Source organism: Gordonia rhizosphera NBRC 16068 (assembly GCF_000298195.1).
Classification (GTDB): Bacteria; Actinomycetota; Actinomycetes; order Mycobacteriales; family Mycobacteriaceae; genus Gordonia; species Gordonia rhizosphera.
Window position 1 is genome coordinate 1 of sequence record NZ_BAHC01000083.1, and the last position, 17,177, is coordinate 17,177.

The window sequence follows — 17,177 nt, forward strand, 5'->3', positions numbered from 1 at the left end:
CCAGCCGGCATTTGCGTCCTGTTGTGGCACCCAGGAAAGAATCTCTACACCGGATACGCACACCTCAGTCGGACAGTCATAGACTCCGGCAACACCGTCAAGAAGGGGCAACTGATCGGGTACAGCGGTAACACCGGACAGGTGACTGGCCCGCACCTGCACTTTGAGGTATTGCCCGCCAATCCCAGCATCAAGCCCCCATACTACGGTCGGATAAATCCGAGGCCCTATCTGCCCTGATTCCTCCTGAGCGTTTTGTCCGAGAAATCGACGGATCGCCAAAGGGCCCTTCCTGATTGAGGATGCGTGATTCTGCCACGCTCTGAATCAGGAAGGGCCCTGAAGCTCTGCTCTTGGTCGGCCAGTCGGTCCTTGATGGCGGCTTTCGAGCGGCGGTGACTATGTCCAACAGGTCTGACCGAGACGCGCCAATGCTAATGGGGTTCGATCCGGGGGCGCAGTCGGGCCCATGTCTCCCGCGAGCGAAACCGTGACGTGGCCAGCGGGGCGCGGTGCTCAAGCTCCGACGCCGACGACTCCCGCAGGCTGAACGGTGGTCCACGCCGAAGTGATCACCCGGGTGCGGGCCCGTCTGAGGTTGGTGTAGGCAAGGCGACTTCGATGGTGCGCTCGCCGAGGCGGGCGGTGATCGTCACGTCGGTGGCGCCGGCGGCGGCCAGATAGTTTGCCAGCGTGGACAGCAACAGGTCATCGCGTGCCTCGAGTCCGGAGACCGCGGCTTGTTTGATGCCCATCCGTTGCGCCAGCTCGGTCTGGGTCAGCTGAGCCGCGCCTGGGATCGTTGCCAGGTGTTGACCGTCTCTGCGTGTGACGACGACCGCGTGGGGGTTCGTCGTTGAGGGTGCCGATCAGGGGTTCGTGTGAGGGTTGGAGTTGACGGGTGGTGGTCGGCGTCGGAAACCACCCCGAGGTCGGCCTTCTCCGCACCCACCGGAACCCCCAACCCGGACGGCGAGAACCGCGGCGCCCTGTCGAGCGGGCGGGTGCAGCTCATCGTAGAGCACCATCGCTTCCGGCTTTGGGATGTCGGCGTCCAGCATCGCGTCTCCTCTTTCCCGAATCGAAACTCACGTTCAAAAGGTACGAGTGGGGCCGACAGATCCTGAAGTCATACATGATTTCGTGGCAAACACGGCTGATAGGTCGCTCCCTCGCACGCGTTCCGAGGCTTTCCTCGAACACGGGCAGATCGACGTCATCGGCCGGGGGATCGCTTACTCGATGTGGGCCTGATTGCGCGTGGCCTTCTGTCCTGTCTCTGTGTTCGCCGCCAGTGGCACCTTCGCACAGCCACCGGACACGCGCACCCGAGCGGTCGTCAGTTCCGAACAGATTGGTGCGAGAATGATGGGTGAGATTGGAGACGCGGAGGGGCTCCGCGCTGTGTCTCTCAAAGAAGCTGTTGTAGAGCTATTTCCGGTGTCACACCAAGTCCGCTCACCGAGCCATTCGGTTGATTGGCGGCCAACGCGACGTCTTCGTCCTCTGTGCCTTCACCTTCTGAAACATTCGAATGAAAACATTGTGATAACCGCGGACATTCACCCGTTTGGTGTAGCGGCAACGTGCGATTGATGGAATAGACTGCGCGAATCGAATAATTGAAGGCGATCCGAGGAGGGTGTCGGTGTCGGTGTCGAGTGACCCGCCTGCGGAAGCGGCCACCGATCAACAGGAAATCTCACCTGCAACCCAACCGAATCCTCGTGGCCGGCGGTATCGCGCGATCGCAGCGATTTCTGGAGTTGCAGCGCTTGTGGTCGGCGGTGCCGTCGGGGGCTATTACGCGCAAAACGAATGGTCGAGCCGTCAGTCCAGTCCACAAGCGGCAGTGGTTACCGTGACGGTGCCACCAGAGGGCGGCGCCGCGGAGTTTCAGATGCCCGACACCAGGGGGATGAGTGAGTCGGCTGCCCGGCAGCTTCTGATTGACGCCGGGCTGACACCATCGGCCATCGAGACCTCGACCGAACCCGCTGCCGGTCCGGTGGGCACTGTCATCGACCAGACTCCGGCGTCGGGGACCGAGAATCCCGCCAAAGCCTCGCTGGTGTTGTCCAGCGAGGCGACCATGCCGAACTTCGCCGGTCGCAACGGCCAGCAACTGGCGGTGGATCTGCAGAAACTCGGAGCGCAGGTCGAGGTGGTGTCGCAGTACAGGCCCGGTTCGCGGCCGGGAACTGTCATCTCGTCCGACCCGCGTCCGGGTGCGTCGCTGCCGTCCTCGGTGCGCCTCACCGTGGCGCAACCCGGGTCGTCGGTTTACCTTGCCAAGCTCTCGGCGATTTCGAGTAGCTGCTCCTCGGGCAAATATTCGTTGAACGGCAAGGACTTCGACAATTCGACGGCCTGCTCGTCGAGCTCTGATGGCAACGCGCAGTACGAGTGGTTGACCAACAGGGTGGCCGACCAGCTCACCGCGTCGGTCGGTATCTCCGACGAAGACACTCCGGGAACCGCGGTGCGCGTCGATGTACTCGCAGACGGCCGGCCCGTCGGACATGTCGTTGCTCGGTACGGTTCGACGAGCGAACTGAACGCCATCGTCACAGGCGCCCTTCGCGTCACGCTGGTGGTCACCCGATTGAGCCCGGGCGACGACTCGGTGTCGGTGGTCCTCGGAGACGCCCGGCTGATCGGAAATGCCGACGCCATCGATCGGCTGACAGAGTGAGGCGGCTGGGCCGAAGCCTGTCTCGACACACGTGTCTGCTCGCTGTCGTTCTCGTGGTGGGTGCCCTCGTCCTCGTCGGACCGTCGTCAGGTCCGAGTTATGCCAATCCGAACACACCCGCATCGGCGTACAACGGGGTCAAACCGGTTCTGATCGTCTTCGACCTTTCTTCGTCGATGGGCCAAGACGACGGCACCGGAACAGTCAAGCTCGACGGTGCCAAGCGCTCGATGATCGACCTCGTGGCCAAGCAGCCGCCTGGCGCGGAGATCGGACTTTGGACATACCCCGGCAAAGCGGGCTCATGCTCGGCGGGTGGGTATGTGCCGGGCGGTGAATTGAAGTCGGTAGACGATCCCGCCAAGCTCGCGGCAACCATCCGCGAACTCCAGGCCGACGGGGATACGCCAACCGGAGATGCGCTCACGGCCGTCGCCGACGACCTTCGAGGTCGTGGGCGGAACTCGGCATCGATCGTGCTGGTGTCCGACGGTGAGAGCAACTGTGGTACCGACCCCTGCGACGCGGCGAAAAGCCTTGCCGCCGAGGGTTTTGACGTAACCGTCGACACGGTGGGGTTTCAGATCTCCGCCCAAGGTGCAGACGAACTCAAGTGCATCGCCGATGCAACGCAGGGCGCCTATTACGATGCCAAGGACAGCGCGTCGCTGGCACAACGTCTGTCCTTGTTGTCGATTCCCGCGCTGAACGTCGAGGTCAAGGCCGCCGGCTTCGCGCCGTCCGGCGGACAGACCCGTATCACCGCGAGAGTCTCGAACACCTCAGCCACCACAGTACGTAGCGTCTGGGTGGGTCTGCAGTTCGGCAAGGGCGATGACGGCAAGGGACTGCAGCCAGCTGTGATTCCGCCAAGATATGCGCTGGGAACCTTGGCTTCCCAGTCATCGGGTGCAGAGCAGGAGCGGTCCTGGACAGTGTCGACCGGGCCCCCTGGTAAGACCGGGAAGCTGAACTGGTCGATCAGTGTCTGGGGTGACACCACCGTTCCCCTAATCAAGCGCGGCACCATCACCGTGACCGATCACATCGATCCGTCGCACGCTGGACCGATGTTGAAGGAGATCTTCGACTCCACGACACCCGCGGTGATCATGGGTGACTCGTACTCGTCGGGAGAGGGCACCGGCAATTATTTGCCCGGCGACACAAAGCATGCCGACCAATGTCATCAGAGCAGAACGCAATATGCCGCACAGCTTTTGGCGAAGGCCCGAAATCCGAAGGTGCGAAACATTGCGTGCAGCGGCGCGGTCATGTCCGACCTGATATCTCCCCAGATGGGCGACGAGAACGGGTTCGCGGTGTCCACCGGGCAACTGCAAATCCTGAATGATGTGGCCGCCCCGTCGGCGGTGTTCATGACATTGGGCGGCAACGATATCGGCTTTTCGGACATCGCCACCAAGTGCTTGACCGAAATGAACTGCACAGATGACATGCATCTGCGGGGAAGTGTGAACCTCGGTCTGCGGTCGCTCGACGGTCTGTCGCGGTACTACAAGGAGATCTACCGCGTGATCAACACCGATGACAAGCGTGAGCGTCGTGGTGGTCGGGTAGCGCCGGTGATCGTCCTGCCGTACCCGTTGGTGCTGCCGAAATCCGACCAGGCGCATTGCCCGAGTCTTTCGCGTCAGGAGATCGAATACATCAACGATGTCGAGGACAGCCTGAACGCAGCAGTCGAGAAGCAAGTGGTCAAAGCGCGTGACGCGGGCGCCGACGTCTACTTCGTCGACACGGTGAAAGGGTCCGTCCGTCCCGACCACACAGCCTGTCACCCAGAGCCCTACATCAACCCGGCGAGCTTTTGGACCGGTCTGGCCGCGAAAAGTACCGATGCTCTCAATGCGGGGACGCTGAAGTCCGACGACGGAGACATCGCATTGAAGACCCGTTACGCCGCGGAACTGCTACATCCCAACGTCGCCGGGCACGGCGCCGAGGCGGCCGCCATCCTGGCGTGGTCCGTGACCGCGCCGCCGCGAATCCCATACCGGGCGTTGCCCGCCGAGTTCAATCTATCCGCACAGGGCGGTGACCCGTCGGCCACGATCGACATGACCAAGAGTGATGGCTCGGTGACGGTCCTCGAGGCGGGCGAAGCAACCAAGGTGGTCACCGATGTCGCGTGCGCGACACCGTTCGGGGGGCTCGGGTGCATCACCAGACTCTGGCTGAACTCTGAACCGCGCGTTCTCGGGACCACCCACCTGCCATCCGGTAGAGCTGAGTTGTCGGTCGTCATTCCGCGGGACATCCCGCCGGGCAGGCATCACCTTAGCGTCGCCACGACGGGCGCTGACGGTGCGCAACAGGTCAAGTCGGTGGAAATCGTCGTGAAACAACCACTTCCATCGTGGTTCTGGGGAATGGCCGTCCTGACGATGGTCTTCGCCCTGGTCGCCGGTATCGCGCTCTGGCGACTACGACGGCTGCAATGACCACCCGCAGGCATTGAACGACACGCGTCCCGCTCACTACCATCAGGAGGTTCTCAATGACCGATGCAGCAGGCACGGCTCCAGTGATCGATATACAGCCGGTGACCGCGTTGGTCGCCGGTGTCGTACTCGCCGTCATCGGCGCCGTGGTTTCCGACGCGACCTTGCTGTGGCTACTCGCGGCCCTCGGGATCGCGGTGGGCGCGTGGTTCGCCTATTCGCAGAAAGCGAAGTGGCCCAGTGACGTCGAGCAACTGCTGGGCCGCTACCGTCTCACCCGTGTACAGGCGGCTAGTCCGCAGCCTGCTCACGGGTCCCAGCCCTCGTCCGCCTCTGCGACGACCGACGAGCAGGTGATCCCGTTCCGCGGCATGACCTTTCCCGAGATCATCACCGGCTCTGTGAAAGTGGTGCTGCGTAGCTGGCCGTCACTTCTGGGCATCCCCATCGTGATCCTGGTCGGATTCGTTCTCGTCCTCTACGTGGTTCTGATGGTCATGATGCAGGTGATGTTCGCCGCGTCGACCTCGATGGTCGGAAACGGGTTTGTGTCCACATCGTCCACGGTGGCAACGATCGGTGGGCTGTTCGCGATGCTCGCGGTCATGTATGTGCTCGCGATCGCGGTGGCTTTCCCTGCCGACGCGTTGCTGATCGCGTTGAGTGTGCTCGCCACAGACCGAGCCGTTCGGGGAGTACCCGTCCGCCTCGGTGAGGTGTTCGCCGAGGCGCGCCAACGGATGTTCGCGGTTTTCCGCCTAACCGCCGCCTTGTACCTGATCTTGTTCACCCCTGACGTCCTGTTGGTCGCGGTGGGCGTTGCGGCGCGGAACGCCGGTGTGGTCATGGTTTTCGCCTTGTTGATGACAGTCGCGATATTCGTGGTGGGTATCCTGCTGAGCCTGGCGCCCATCGTCCTCATGAAAGAAGGCCTCGGCGTCGCCGCGTCGTTCCGGCGGTCGGTCGAGCTGACCAAGTCGGCATGGCCGCGCCTGCTGGGTATTCACGCACTGTGGTTTGTCGTGGTGTTCCCGCTTGCGCTCTTGGTGAGTGCATTGGGTTTCAGCATCATCTTGTGGGCAGTGATCCTGGGTGCGCTGATCGCGGTCTTCCGGTGCATGCAGGTCCTCATCTACACCGATCTGCGGATGCGTCAGGAGAATTACGCAGCCGAACTGTCGGCCGACTGGGAACGAAACGCTTCGGGCGCTTGACTCGCAAATCGGGCAATGCCTTCGGTGGTGGATATGGTCGGCGCGCAAGGCCTGGGCCATCGTAGATTCGCGCGATCAGACCGTTTCCACGCGGTGGCGATATCAAAGCCGGGCGACGACGTGCTACGAACTCGGGTTCGCCGGCGCGTCGGTCACGCATCTTGGCGACTCGGGGATTTCGCGGTGCAGTTCTCTGTTGATCAACGAACAGGCTCGACGCGACAGCGACCGAGGTCTGATCGAGCGAGCTCGTTGGATCGCATCGAACTGGATGCTGCACATCTCGCCCGTCGATGCCGACGACGGCGATGTCGAAGGTCATGAACCGCCGCGTCCTGCGAACGCTGTGAGCACAGTGTCCGCCTTCACGCAGAACGTCGGAGACAGGAGGGACGCCTCCTCGGCACGCAGGTCCTGACGCCGATGGAACCGGCTGACATTGACGACATAATGGTCGAATGCGTGAGGGTGATTCCCCGTCGACGAGTTCGGAACGCGTGCTCGACGAGTTGCGTGCGCTGCGCAAGCGCACGGATGGAGCTTCGGTCGCCGGGCTCGCGTCGTCACCGACGATCACCCAATTGGTGGGGAACGGGGACCCGCTCGTCGCGTGGAGTCGACTCCAGCACCTGGCACTGGATGCCGAATGGAGCAGAGAGATCGAGGCCGCCTGCTACTCGCTCGGGTTCGCCAGCACGTCGGACACGCATCTTGGTCGACTCGAGGATTTCGCCGCAGAGTTCTATATGGACGAACGGCAGGCTCGTCGCTACAGCGACCGCGGTCTGATCGAGCTGTCGCGTTTGATCACGTCGAACTGGATTTTGGATGCGGTCCCCACGTGCGACGTGGTCCTGAACGCGAATGGCCCGACGTGCTGTGAGCTCTATGCGCGCTGCGGCCATCCCGAGTCGGTGAGAATGGATCCGCCCCGTTTCGAGGTGTTGTCTGATGCCCCCGCAGAAGAGTTGCATCCGCAGTGGGTGACCGAGCAACACGATGGCCGATGCACCACCAGATTTGCACGGCCGGCCGCCGTACTGCTCAGCGGCGAGACCTCCCTCGTCGTCCGATGGAGCGGGGAGGTCTGGCCGAAATTCAGTGCGCAACTGTCCGGATCATGGGTCGAGAGCACGCCTGTTGTGGAGTGCTTGGGAAACAAGATGATGATTCGCTGGTTCCCCAGCGGAAGCTCCTCAGAAACCGAGGGCGTGAGCGACAAGTCTCGCAACCGGGGCGTCGCAGGTGGCGATGACGACCAGAATTGAAAGCAGCGCGATGACGATCAGACACAGCCGCAGAGTTGCGGGCCAACCCGACGTTACGGCGGCCAGCGCCACATCCCAGAATCCGGCTCGCGAACCCGCACTGTCAGACCCTTTGGTGCTCTTGCGTCCCATCTCGCCTCCTATTGTGCGAACGTCCGTTACGAAGAAGCGTGCCAGCGGCGGCGTGGCCTGTCGTGACACGAAATTGACATCTCGGAGCGGCCGCGCATGAGCGTCATCGACCAGATCATGGAGGAGCTGGATGGGTTCATCGACCGTGTCGACGGGATTTCACCGGCGGCTCTGGTGAACGCTCCGACGATCACGTCCTTGCTGGCACATGGCGATCCCGAACAAGCGTTCCTCGTGCTGGAAGGCATTCGGCGCCGCAACACCAATCGTGATATCGCTGCTGCCTTCGCCCACCTCGGCGCACCCGGATACGTGGGCAACACCGAGGACCGACTCAATCAGTTCGGCATGGAGCATCATGACAGCGCACCGCGGACAGGTGAGGCGCCGTCGAGTCGGACGGTGCGACGATGGTCGGCGTCCGGGCAGCGACTCCTGGCCAGCCAGATCGTGGCCGGATCAGGACTCGAGCCGCCCACAGTGCACCTCGACGTGCTACTCCGGGCGGGCTCGAACCTCGCGATCTTGCCGACGATCTACCACATGCATGGCTACGCGATGAGCGACCCCGTGATCATCGTCGTCGGCCGCGACGTCCACGCCGTACAGGCGTTTCCGCGCGAAGCAATGGAACAGCCGGGGCCACACACGTTTCAGCCGCGCGATGTGGTCGAGGTTGATGTCGGGTTTCCTGCGCATCTCCAACTCGTCTGGCTCGGCGAGGTCCAACCGACAGTGGTCATCCGCACCATCAACTTTCCGGCGACCATCATCCAGATGTGCACGCTGACACACGGGGCATCGGGGTTGGTGCTCTACACGGAAGGGGATGAGATCGACTCACTGTCGGAGATCGCCGCCGAGATCGGACATCAACTCGCAGACGATGCCGAGGAATTTCCTTCACCGTTGCCGACCTGACTCGGCGATCCGTGTCCACTCGTCGATCATGACGACACAGATCCTCAGATAGTCCGGTGACGATGAGTCGTTGCCGCCCGACCCCCAAACCTCCGCCCGAAATGCTGCCAACGAACAACTCCGACGCCGACTGCCAGCGGTGTCCGGGGACGTCGCCCCAGTTGTAGCCGTCGAGGCCGAGGTGGTCGACCTGGTCGGGCCCGGGGTAGGCGGCGTTGAAACCGGAGGTGCCGAGCGTGAGAACGTTGGGGGCCCAGACGAACTCGAGGTTGGTGGCGCCGGCCGAGAGGATGACCGAGCGCATTCGGGTCCAGGCAGCGCGGTAGTCGGCGGCGGTGTTGCCGTTGACGCCGATCGACCACGGATACCAGGTGCCGTTCATTTCCTGCGCCCAGCGCAGCAGCACTGGCTTGTGCCACGACATCAGCTCGGTGCCCCAGCGGGTGAGGTCGGCGTCGAAGTCGCCGGCCGCGATGCGAGCCAGGGCGTAACGGGGTTGGTCGACGCCGAGGCCGGCGGTCCACGGTTCGAGGGTCAACAAAGGAGTGGCGCCATAGTCGGCGATCGTGTCGAGGTCGGCGATGGGGACCGAGTCGCCGATGGCGGCGAAGCGGTGCAGATACCGCGGTGGCGCGCCGGCCAGCGTGGCGAGTTGCTCGATGGGGGAGCTCGTCGAACCGGGGGCGGGCACAACACTGGGGATGAACGCTCCCCACGCACGCTCGGCGGAAGCGGTGGGCGTCGGCCCAGCGGACGTGCATGCAGGGACAGCGAGCAACGGGGCAGCGGACATTATGCGTAGGACGTCGCGTCGCGCCCAGCGGTTCCGCGCTGGTCTCCGAGTGCTGTAAATGACGATGATCATTCCCTGACGACCCGAACGTTTCGTAGCGACGGTATCGCCAACCCGGTGACCGGCCGACTCCTCACATACCCTGACAACGCGCTCTTTCGCTCGCGTTCAAGGAGACCAGTGCACAACTCACGTCGGATCGGTGTCGTGGAAGACCACGCAGTAACCGTCGCCGGTATCCGCGCCTTGCTCGACCCGTATCCGGAGCTGGCGATCACCGCTGCCGCACCCAGCGTGGCCGAGTTGCTGGCCACGTCCACGGATCTCGACCTCGCCATCCTCGACCTGCGACTGCCCGATGGTTCATCGCCGGCCGCGAATGTCGCCGATCTCGCCGCTGCGGGCATCGACAACGTGCTGGTGTTCACCTCCGGTGAGGAACCGTATCTCGTCAGAACAGCCGCCAAGGCCGGGGTGCTGGGAGTGGTGCGTAAATCAGAACACGACTCTGTGGTGATCGCCGCCATTCGCCGGGCAGCTGATGGCGGTGTGGTCGCCAGCATGGACTGGGCGATGGCGATTGACGGCGACGCCGATTTCGCCGAGGTTGCGCTGAGCCCCCGGCAGCGTGAGGTTCTCAGTCTGTATGCCTCGGGGGAATCGGCGCAGCGCGTGGCGACGCTGTCGGGGCTCTCGCCCGACACCGTCAACGACTACCTGACTCGCATCCGGCAGAAGTACGCCGCCTCCGGACGTCCCGCCCCCACGAAGACCGACCTGTACCAGCGCGCATTGGAGGACGGATGGCTACCCTTTCCCCGCCGGCGACGACGCCGCTGACCCCGACAGACGAGCAGAGCGCGGCAGTACGGATCGAGCGCCTGTTCTCGATCTTCGTCGGCGCCGGCTACTTTGCCTATCTGGCGATCCTGGGACCACAGATCGTCGCACAGTCCTCTGCCACGGCAGCGTGGTGGAACCTCGTCGCACCCTTGACTGTCTTCATCCCTCCGGCGGTTCTCCTGATCGCCGCACTCGCCCGCAGACGCACTCTCGCGCGTTATGCCTCGCGCACCTGTGCGGTCGCGTTTGTCGTCGTCGCCCTCGGCTGGTTGCCGGCATGGAATGGCGGAACCATTCACGACCAACTCTGGTTCTCCGTCATCCCCGGCCTGGCCGCACTGGCCGCCGCCATCACTCTGCCGCGCCGCGCGACCCTGACGTTGATGGCGGCGGCGATAGTGACGGCGCAGCTGGCCAACGCTCTGTGCCGACCCGACGACTACGCCGGAAACCTCACCGCCGAAATCATGTTCGCAGTCGCCTTCATCCTCCCGTACACGGGTGCGGCGCTGATGGCGATGCGGACCGGCAGACTTCTCGACGACACGCGCGCCGCAGCCTACGCAGGTGCCGCTGCTGCGGCCGAAGCCGATGCCCGACGCAGCCAGCGCAGTCACGTCGACGGCCTGCTCCACGACTGGGTCATATCGACCCTCCTGGCGGCCGCCAGGCAGGGGAACACCGACATGGTTCGCCGGCAGGCGAGGGTCACCCTGGAGAAACTGGACTCGCCACCCGCGGAAGTCACCATGCTGTCCGCCGATGCCGTCCGCACCCGGTTGCGCGCCGCGGTCCTGGCGGTCGACGTGAGCCAACAGGTCGTCACCACCATCGACGACGACGCCGCCTCGCTGCGTGTGCCGGTCGACGTCGTCGACGTTCTCGAGTCCGCTACCGGTGAGGCATTGCGCAACAGCATCATCCACGCGGGCGATGACGCCGACCGTGCGGTGGCACTGCACATCGCTGCCGAGGGCATTGGCGTCACCGTGGTCGATGACGGCTGCGGCTTCGATGCGGCGAGCATTCCTCCGCATCGCCTCGGTCTTGCGGTGAGCATCCTCGCTCGAGTCCGGTCGCTACCCGGCGGGACGGCCGATGTGGTGTCGGGCCCGGGCGCTGGAACCCGCGTGGACCTGTGGTGGGAGAACCCGCGGTGAGCGTGTTCGACTTCCGGTTGAACCGGGAGACCGGAGATATTCGTTCGTTGTTGGGCATGAATACCCGCGTCGCCTGGGCGATCGCGGCGTTGTTCCTCGCGGCCGACGCGGCGTTGTTCGTGACCTCCGCGGGCGATCTGTCCGCGATGTGGCCGGGCGCGCTACTGCTTGCGCTACTCGCTCTGGGAGCGGTGGCCATCCTCGCGGTCCGCCAGGATCCGCTACCGGCACTGTGGGCCGCTGCGGTGGTCGTCACGACGACGCCGGCCGCCTACGCCTGCTTCCACGCGCTGCCCGTCCCGCAGAGCTCGCCGGATCAGGTCTGGATGTTCGGTGGAGTCACCATGCTGTGCACCTGGATGTGTGTGCGTGGGCGGGTCGGGGCGGCCTGGCTGACCATGATCGGTCTGGTCGCCGCGACGATGCTGTGGACCCTCACCACCGATCGAGGTGCGGTGGAGGGCTTTGCGATGAGTGTGGTGAATCTCGGACCGTTGCTGATGTCGACGTTGTTCGCTGCGACCATTCGGCCTGCCGCACAGAATATTTACGAACTCCGACGACGTGCTGTGGAACAGAATGCCGCACGCGCCGCGGCCGTGGCCGCGGTTGCCGAACGTGACCGTCGTCTGCGCGAATTAAACGCCGACGTGGCTCCGCTGTTGACGCGGATCGCCGAGGATGCGCCGCTAACCCCAGCTGAACGAGAACGTTGCCGCAATCTGGAAGCGCAGATACGTGATTCGTTGCGAGCGCCCATCCTCGCCGGCACGCCGGAAGTCGCTGCGGCGGCCGCACACGCGCGGAGCCGCGGAGTCGAGGTGATCATGGTCGACAGCCATGCCCTCGACGACGCCGACGAACCGGTTCGTTCCTCCGTGCTGACCCACATCGCGGAGGTGTTGGACACCACCACCGAGGGCTCTGTGGTGATCCGCATCCTGCCGCCGGGCCGCGCGCTGTGCGGCACCGTCGTCGTCGACGGCCCCCGCACTGTGCTGCGCGTCGAGTTCCTCCCCGACGGGACGCTACGCAGGGACGAGTCCGCTCTCGGTGGTGAGCGCGACAGCGGCGAGCGCGAGTGGTTGCCGCAACAGAATTGAGTCGAAGGGCGAGGGCACTGTGCATCGGTTTCGTTCCTCGTTCATCTCAACCCGTCGCACAGAGAATCGGGCAACGCCGATGAACGCCTGCGATGCCGTCATCGGCTGCGGGGATTCAGGGTGAGAGCGCCGGGCAATAGACGATTGCGCCGGTCGCCGACATGTCAGGCGTCGGACTCGGCGTCTCCTTCTTCGCGCGCCCGACGCTTGTCCGCTTGCAGGGACTTGACGCGGCGTTCTTCGCGCCGCACCTCGATCTGGGTGGCGCGCTCGGCCGCCAGCCAGTCCGGCATCTCGGAGAGCAGTTCATCGATCTGCGCCGTCGTAAGCGCTTCGGTGATACCACCGCGGACAAGGCCGGAGTTGGAGATCCCGAGTTTGGCGGCGACCAGATTCTTCGGATGCGGGCCATCGGCGCGCAGCGTACGGAGCCATTCCGGCGGGTCGGCCTGGAGGTCGGCGAGTTCGGCTCGGGTGATGGGGCGCTCGCGGAACTCTGCCGGGGTCGCCGGCAGGTACACGTCCAACTTCTTGGCGGCGGTGGCCGGCTTCATCGACTGTGAGCTCATTCGCCGAGGATATCGCGGTAGCCTCTGGTCGTGACCACACCCGCCGCGACCACCAGCGATGACGTCGCAGTGTTCCGGCTGGCATTCGTCCCGGGGGTCACGCCGGGCAAGTGGGTCCGGATCTGGGCGCAACGGCGTCCCGACGTGCCGCTGGAACTCGTCGCACTCGACGTCGCGGACTGTGCCGAGGCCGTCGGACAGGGGCAGGTCCAGATGGCGATCACTCGCCTGCCCGATGCGCTCCGTCACGGCGACGCGGGAGCGCATCACACCATCGAACTGTACGAGGAGACCACCGTCGTGGTGGTGCCGAAGGACCACGTCCTGACCGCAGGCGATGAGATGACGCTGGCTGATCTCGCCGACGAACAGCTTCTGTGGCCGTTGGACGAGCCATTGACGGTGGCGCAGCGTCCGGGTTCGGCAGTGTCCCATCGACCTGAGACAACCGGCGACGCCATCGAACTCGTCGCCGCCGGGATTGGTGTGCTGTTGGTTCCGCAGTCGCTGGCGCGTCTGCACCACCGCAAGGATCTCGTGCATCGTCCGGTGACCGACGCCCCGACCTCGACCGTGGGGCTCCTGTGGCCCCAACCGACCACCGGACTCGCCGACGAGTTCGTCGGGATCGTGCGCGGCCGTAAGGCGACGTCGTCGCGCGGCCGTACCGACGAGACGCCCAAACGGTCGGCCCGGGAGAAAGCGGCGGCCAAGCGGGCGGCACGCGAAGCGGTCGGGAAGATCCCCGGCAAGAGTGCTCGACGAGATCCCGGACGTCCCAAGCGTCGGTAACCGGCTCTTCCCTACCCGCGGTTCGCCGTCGACGATGCCGAAGAAATCCGGAATCCACTGGGCCTTGATCTCCGGCTGAGGTTCCGATCCAGGCCATCCCGGTACTCACGGCCGGCTCGGTCCGGATAGCACCTCACCCACCGTGCCCGGCCCGATACGCCCGCGGCCCGACACCCTTCCACCGCCGGAATGCCTGCGAGAAGCTGGAGACCTCGACATAGCCGAGTCGTTGCGCGGTTTCGGCGACCGTCAGGCCGGCGTTGACGAGCAGTTCCTCGGCCATGTGCTCGCGTGCCTCGTCGAGTAGGGCGCGAAACGATGTTCCTTCGGCGGCGAGTCGGTGACGTAGTGTCCGGCCACTGATGTTCAGGCGTGCGGCCACCTGATCGGCGCCGGGTGGGTCGGCCAGCCTGGCGACCAGTGTGTCGCGGACCTGCCCGGCCAGTCCGGTGCGGGCCTGCCGGCGGGCGAGCAAATCCCGGCATTGGTCGGCGGCGACAGTGGCAGTGTGCTCGCTGGCCTGCGGCAATGGCGCGTCGAGGAGTTCGGGATCGAAGGCGATGATGTTCTCCGCCGCGTCGAAGGTCGGCACGACGCCGAAGATCTCGGCGGCCCGGCCGTTTCCGCCGGCCGGGGGAGGGAACGCGAAACTGATGCGGTGCACCGGGATCGGCGTTGCGAACAACTCGCTCTGCAACGTCTGGATGGCGGCGGCATCGCGCTCGATGAGGAAGCGGCGCACGGTGAGCGGCACGTCGGGAGCGTCGAGGACGAGCTGCATCTCGTCGGCCTCTTCCCGCCCCCGAATCCGGCCCAGCGAGAAGGTCAGATCCACGAAACGCAGCCCCAGATCCAGCGCGCTGCGCAGGGTGGGGCTGCTGATCAGCGCGAACCCCCAGATGCCGTAGGTGGTGAGGTGGTAGTGGACACCCGCGTCCAGGCCCAGCCCCGGCGGATTGCCCAGGGCGCCCAGCAGGTTGACGACCACGGCCAGCTCCTGCTGTGCGCTGATCTCGCGTTGCGGGTCGTCGAGGTCGTCGGGTCGCAGCCGGGTGCCGCGCAGGCACACCTCCACCGGTACGCCGTGCTCGGCGCCGACCTGCGTCATCATCAAGGCGCTGGTGGGGGCGCGGGGCAGATCCCAGTGCACCATGGCTGTGTTCGGTCTCTCCGGGTCAGTCGGATGTGACATTGCCGAATCTAGTAACTCGTCGGCCAGAAGTCACCTTCCTGGAGTCCGTGTTCATGGGGATTCTGGAATGGCCCGGCACCGAGTGGGCATGAACGGAATGAGCGCACAGATGAAGCGAAACGCGACGACGTACCGGGAGCAGTCTGCCTGGCGGGACCTGCAGGAGTTCCTGCCCGAGCGGTTGCGGATGATCGACGACGACGATCTGCCCACCGAGGAGTTCTGGTCGTGGCAGGGTCACGAGATCCACCTGGACCGGTATCCCAATCCCGACGCGCCCGCGAAGGTGATCTTGCACCACGGCGTCGGCACCAACGGCCGCCAGATGAACCTCATCCTCGGCAAGACGTTGGCCGAGCGGGGGTGGGAGGTCACCTCCATCGACAACCTCGGCTACGGCATGACCCGGGTCGCGAAGGGTTCGACGCCCGGCTACACCGACTGGGTGCAGATGGTCACCGACTACCTCGCCTTCGAACGCAGCAAGGATGACCGTCCGATCGTGCTCTACGGGCTGTCGGCGGGCGGCATGCTGACCTACCACGTGGCCGCACACGCGCCCCGTGGAACGGTCAGCGGCATCGTCGGCATGACCTTCCTCGACCCGCGCGACAAGGACGTGTGGCGTGGGCTCGTCCACGACCAGTTCGTGGCGACCGTCGGCACCAAGGCGATCGAGCTGCTGGCCAAGACGCCGCTGCGGACGATGCCCTATCCGATGAAGCTGGCCGCGAAGATGAGCGCGCTGTGTAATGACAAGGGCGCCTTGAAGGTCTTCTTCGCCGATAAGACATCGGCGGGAAACTCGGCGGCGCTGAAGTTCTTCGACGAGTTCCGCACCTACGTGCCCGACGTGGAGCCCCGGGACTTCGACGTCTGCCCGGTGCTGTTGACCCAGCCGGCCGAGGATCATTGGAGCCCAGTCGAGTTCAGCGCGCCCGTGCTCGACCCGATCACCAAGGTGCCGGTGCGCACGGTCATGCTCGAGAACGCCGGACACTTCCCGCTCGAGGAACCGGGCCTGACACAGATGCAGGACGCCGTCGACGCGTTCGTGCGCGAGGTCGCCGTCACGAAGGTCTGACAGAGAGGCCTTGTCAGCGCTCGGATCGTGTGAATCCGGCTCCGGGGATCGGAGCCGGATTCATACGATCTGGGCCATGAATGAGGCTCCCAGCGTTGACACCTCGGGGCTGCAGGTCGCTTGTGTTCCTGATCATCCCGCGGCGGGGGGATCGCCGTGAGCCCGGCGTGACGATGACCGGCGATGCTTTGCCCGCGGTTTGGGCGGTCTGCGAGAGCGGACCAGCGCACCGGGAGGCGCGTCCATGACCTTCTGGATTCGCTCCGGCACGGGCGAGCAGGTCCGATTCGGTGACTCCATGCCGAGACGAGATCGTGAAGAGGGTTGCGCCTTCCAGCGGACCGTTCCAGACGACCCACGCCACCGATAGCACTCCGAGCACGGCCTCGGTCGCCGACGCTCGGGCGCAATAGTGCCCAGAGCCGCTGGCGAACAGCAGATTCAGCACGATCAGGGCAATCGAAGGGGTCGGACACGCGCACCCCTCCAGTATCCGGGAAGAATGCCGATCCTGGCGTCCGCGCTGGTCTGAGTATCGAAGCGCTCCCGAACGCTAGCTGTGCGGACCAACCCGCCACGTTCCCGCGTCGGCGGAGCGCGGCTGCATCGGTTGGGTTTGACGGGGTTGGCGAGCCATTCGGGTCATTGCCCAGGCGGCGATCACATACCCCGCAACAGCGAGAAGATCGGACTCGGTCACGCCATGGCGTTCGACGATCGTGGCGAGGATCTCACCCTCGAGGGGCTTATTCCAGACCACCCATGCGGTCGAGACAACAGTCAGCACCGTCGCCGCCCGAAGACTCGGCCGTAGCAGTGTCCACAACCCGCATGCGAACAACAGGTTGAGCAGTACCAAAGAGTGGAAGAGATCGGGTGCGCGCATTCCAGCCAGTATTCCTGATCGAATGGCCATGCGCCGGGTTGGTCCGTCCCACCAGCAGCA

General features: G+C 64.7%; 15 protein-coding genes. 10 read left to right on the plus strand and 5 right to left on the minus strand.

What is annotated here, in order from left to right:
• Positions 1–18 precede the first annotated feature (18 nt).
• Positions 19–240 carry a M23 family metallopeptidase gene (locus GORHZ_RS29960; RefSeq protein WP_280985985.1) on the plus strand — a complete coding sequence of 74 codons (222 nt, stop codon included), beginning with the start codon at positions 19–21 and terminating at the stop codon, positions 238–240.
• Positions 241–572: 332 nt separating this feature from the next.
• On the opposite strand, the gene GORHZ_RS09890 is transcribed toward GORHZ_RS29960, so the two are convergent.
• Positions 573–755 carry a hypothetical protein gene (locus GORHZ_RS09890; protein WP_006332566.1) on the minus strand — a complete coding sequence of 61 codons (183 nt, stop codon included), beginning with the start codon at positions 753–755 and terminating at the stop codon, positions 573–575.
• Between the two features lie 1,145 nt (positions 756–1,900).
• On the opposite strand from GORHZ_RS09890, the gene GORHZ_RS09895 reads away from it, so the two are divergent.
• The 4 genes from GORHZ_RS09895 to GORHZ_RS09915 all read left to right on the plus strand — a co-directional run bounded on the left by GORHZ_RS09895 (position 1,901) and on the right by GORHZ_RS09915 (position 7,642).
• Complete coding sequence (locus tag GORHZ_RS09895; RefSeq protein ID WP_157205129.1) at positions 1,901–2,695, plus strand: PASTA domain-containing protein; 795 nt, start codon at positions 1,901–1,903, stop codon at positions 2,693–2,695.
• Between the two features lie 56 nt (positions 2,696–2,751).
• Positions 2,752–5,160, plus strand: a complete 2,409-nt coding sequence (locus GORHZ_RS09900; protein WP_157205130.1) for a VWA domain-containing protein — start codon at positions 2,752–2,754, stop codon at positions 5,158–5,160.
• 56 nt (positions 5,161–5,216) lie between these two features.
• The gene (locus GORHZ_RS09905) at positions 5,217–6,374 is read left to right on the plus strand and encodes a hypothetical protein (protein ID WP_006332571.1); all 1,158 of its coding nucleotides are present in this window, start codon (positions 5,217–5,219) and stop codon (positions 6,372–6,374) included.
• A 497-nt stretch (positions 6,375–6,871) separates the two neighbouring features.
• Positions 6,872–7,642, plus strand: coding sequence for a hypothetical protein (locus GORHZ_RS09915; RefSeq protein WP_157205131.1), 771 nt, complete (start codon positions 6,872–6,874; stop codon positions 7,640–7,642).
• A 901-nt stretch (positions 7,643–8,543) separates the two neighbouring features.
• Here GORHZ_RS09915 and GORHZ_RS29965 read toward each other — a convergent pair.
• The gene (locus GORHZ_RS29965; protein ID WP_245551389.1) at positions 8,544–9,386 is read right to left on the minus strand and encodes a glycoside hydrolase family 26 protein; all 843 of its coding nucleotides are present in this window, start codon (positions 9,384–9,386) and stop codon (positions 8,544–8,546) included.
• 282 nt (positions 9,387–9,668) lie between these two features.
• On the opposite strand from GORHZ_RS29965, the gene GORHZ_RS09925 reads away from it, so the two are divergent.
• Genes GORHZ_RS09925 through GORHZ_RS09935 form a run of 3 tightly spaced genes read left to right on the plus strand, consistent with a single transcriptional unit; the run spans position 9,669 to position 12,594 of the window.
• On the plus strand, positions 9,669–10,328 hold the full coding sequence (locus GORHZ_RS09925) for a response regulator transcription factor (RefSeq protein WP_006332575.1): 660 nt from the start codon (positions 9,669–9,671) through the stop codon (positions 10,326–10,328).
• Positions 10,292–11,491: a sensor histidine kinase gene (locus GORHZ_RS09930; RefSeq protein WP_006332576.1), complete on the plus strand. Its 1,200-nt coding sequence runs from the start codon at positions 10,292–10,294 to the stop codon at positions 11,489–11,491. Before GORHZ_RS09925 ends, GORHZ_RS09930 begins: the two co-directional genes overlap by 37 nt.
• Positions 11,488–12,594 carry a DUF8320 family protein gene (locus tag GORHZ_RS09935; protein ID WP_006332577.1) on the plus strand — a complete coding sequence of 369 codons (1,107 nt, stop codon included), beginning with the start codon at positions 11,488–11,490 and terminating at the stop codon, positions 12,592–12,594. The genes GORHZ_RS09930 and GORHZ_RS09935 overlap by 4 nt, the downstream gene beginning before the upstream one ends.
• A 164-nt stretch (positions 12,595–12,758) precedes the next feature.
• On the opposite strand, the gene GORHZ_RS09940 is transcribed toward GORHZ_RS09935, so the two are convergent.
• Positions 12,759–13,148 carry a DUF5997 family protein gene (locus GORHZ_RS09940; protein ID WP_006332578.1) on the minus strand — a complete coding sequence of 130 codons (390 nt, stop codon included), beginning with the start codon at positions 13,146–13,148 and terminating at the stop codon, positions 12,759–12,761.
• Positions 13,149–13,187: 39 nt separating this feature from the next.
• On the opposite strand from GORHZ_RS09940, the gene GORHZ_RS09945 reads away from it, so the two are divergent.
• Positions 13,188–13,955, plus strand: coding sequence for a LysR family transcriptional regulator substrate-binding protein (locus GORHZ_RS09945; RefSeq protein WP_174347173.1), 768 nt, complete (start codon positions 13,188–13,190; stop codon positions 13,953–13,955).
• 133 nt (positions 13,956–14,088) lie between these two features.
• Here GORHZ_RS09945 and GORHZ_RS09950 read toward each other — a convergent pair whose 3' ends face one another.
• The gene (locus GORHZ_RS09950) at positions 14,089–15,147 is read right to left on the minus strand and encodes an AraC family transcriptional regulator (RefSeq protein WP_245551390.1); all 1,059 of its coding nucleotides are present in this window, start codon (positions 15,145–15,147) and stop codon (positions 14,089–14,091) included.
• A 109-nt stretch (positions 15,148–15,256) separates the two neighbouring features.
• On the opposite strand from GORHZ_RS09950, the gene GORHZ_RS09955 reads away from it, so the two are divergent.
• Complete coding sequence (locus GORHZ_RS09955; RefSeq protein ID WP_040531144.1) at positions 15,257–16,231, plus strand: alpha/beta hydrolase; 975 nt, start codon at positions 15,257–15,259, stop codon at positions 16,229–16,231.
• A 553-nt stretch (positions 16,232–16,784) separates the two neighbouring features.
• Here the strand turns inward: GORHZ_RS09955 and GORHZ_RS09960 are convergent.
• The coding region (locus GORHZ_RS09960) for a hypothetical protein (protein WP_306302416.1) at positions 16,785–17,177 on the minus strand (393 nt) is incomplete at its 5' end.

Excerpts from the sequence above, each read along its gene's own strand:
- GORHZ_RS09890 (WP_006332566.1), bottom strand. The coding sequence starts at position 755 with ATGGGCATCAAACAAGCCGCGGTCTCCGGACTCGAGGCACGCGATGAC.
- GORHZ_RS09895 (WP_157205129.1), top strand. The coding sequence starts at position 1,901 with ATGCCCGACACCAGGGGGATGAGTGAGTCGGCTGCCCGGCAGCTTCTG.
- GORHZ_RS09905 (WP_006332571.1), top strand. The coding sequence starts at position 5,217 with ATGACCGATGCAGCAGGCACGGCTCCAGTGATCGATATACAGCCGGTG.
- GORHZ_RS09930 (WP_006332576.1), top strand. The coding sequence starts at position 10,292 with ATGGCTACCCTTTCCCCGCCGGCGACGACGCCGCTGACCCCGACAGAC.
- GORHZ_RS09940 (WP_006332578.1), bottom strand. The coding sequence starts at position 13,148 with ATGAAGCCGGCCACCGCCGCCAAGAAGTTGGACGTGTACCTGCCGGCG.
- GORHZ_RS09950 (WP_245551390.1), bottom strand. The coding sequence starts at position 15,147 with ATGTCACATCCGACTGACCCGGAGAGACCGAACACAGCCATGGTGCAC.
- GORHZ_RS09955 (WP_040531144.1), top strand. The coding sequence starts at position 15,257 with ATGAAGCGAAACGCGACGACGTACCGGGAGCAGTCTGCCTGGCGGGAC.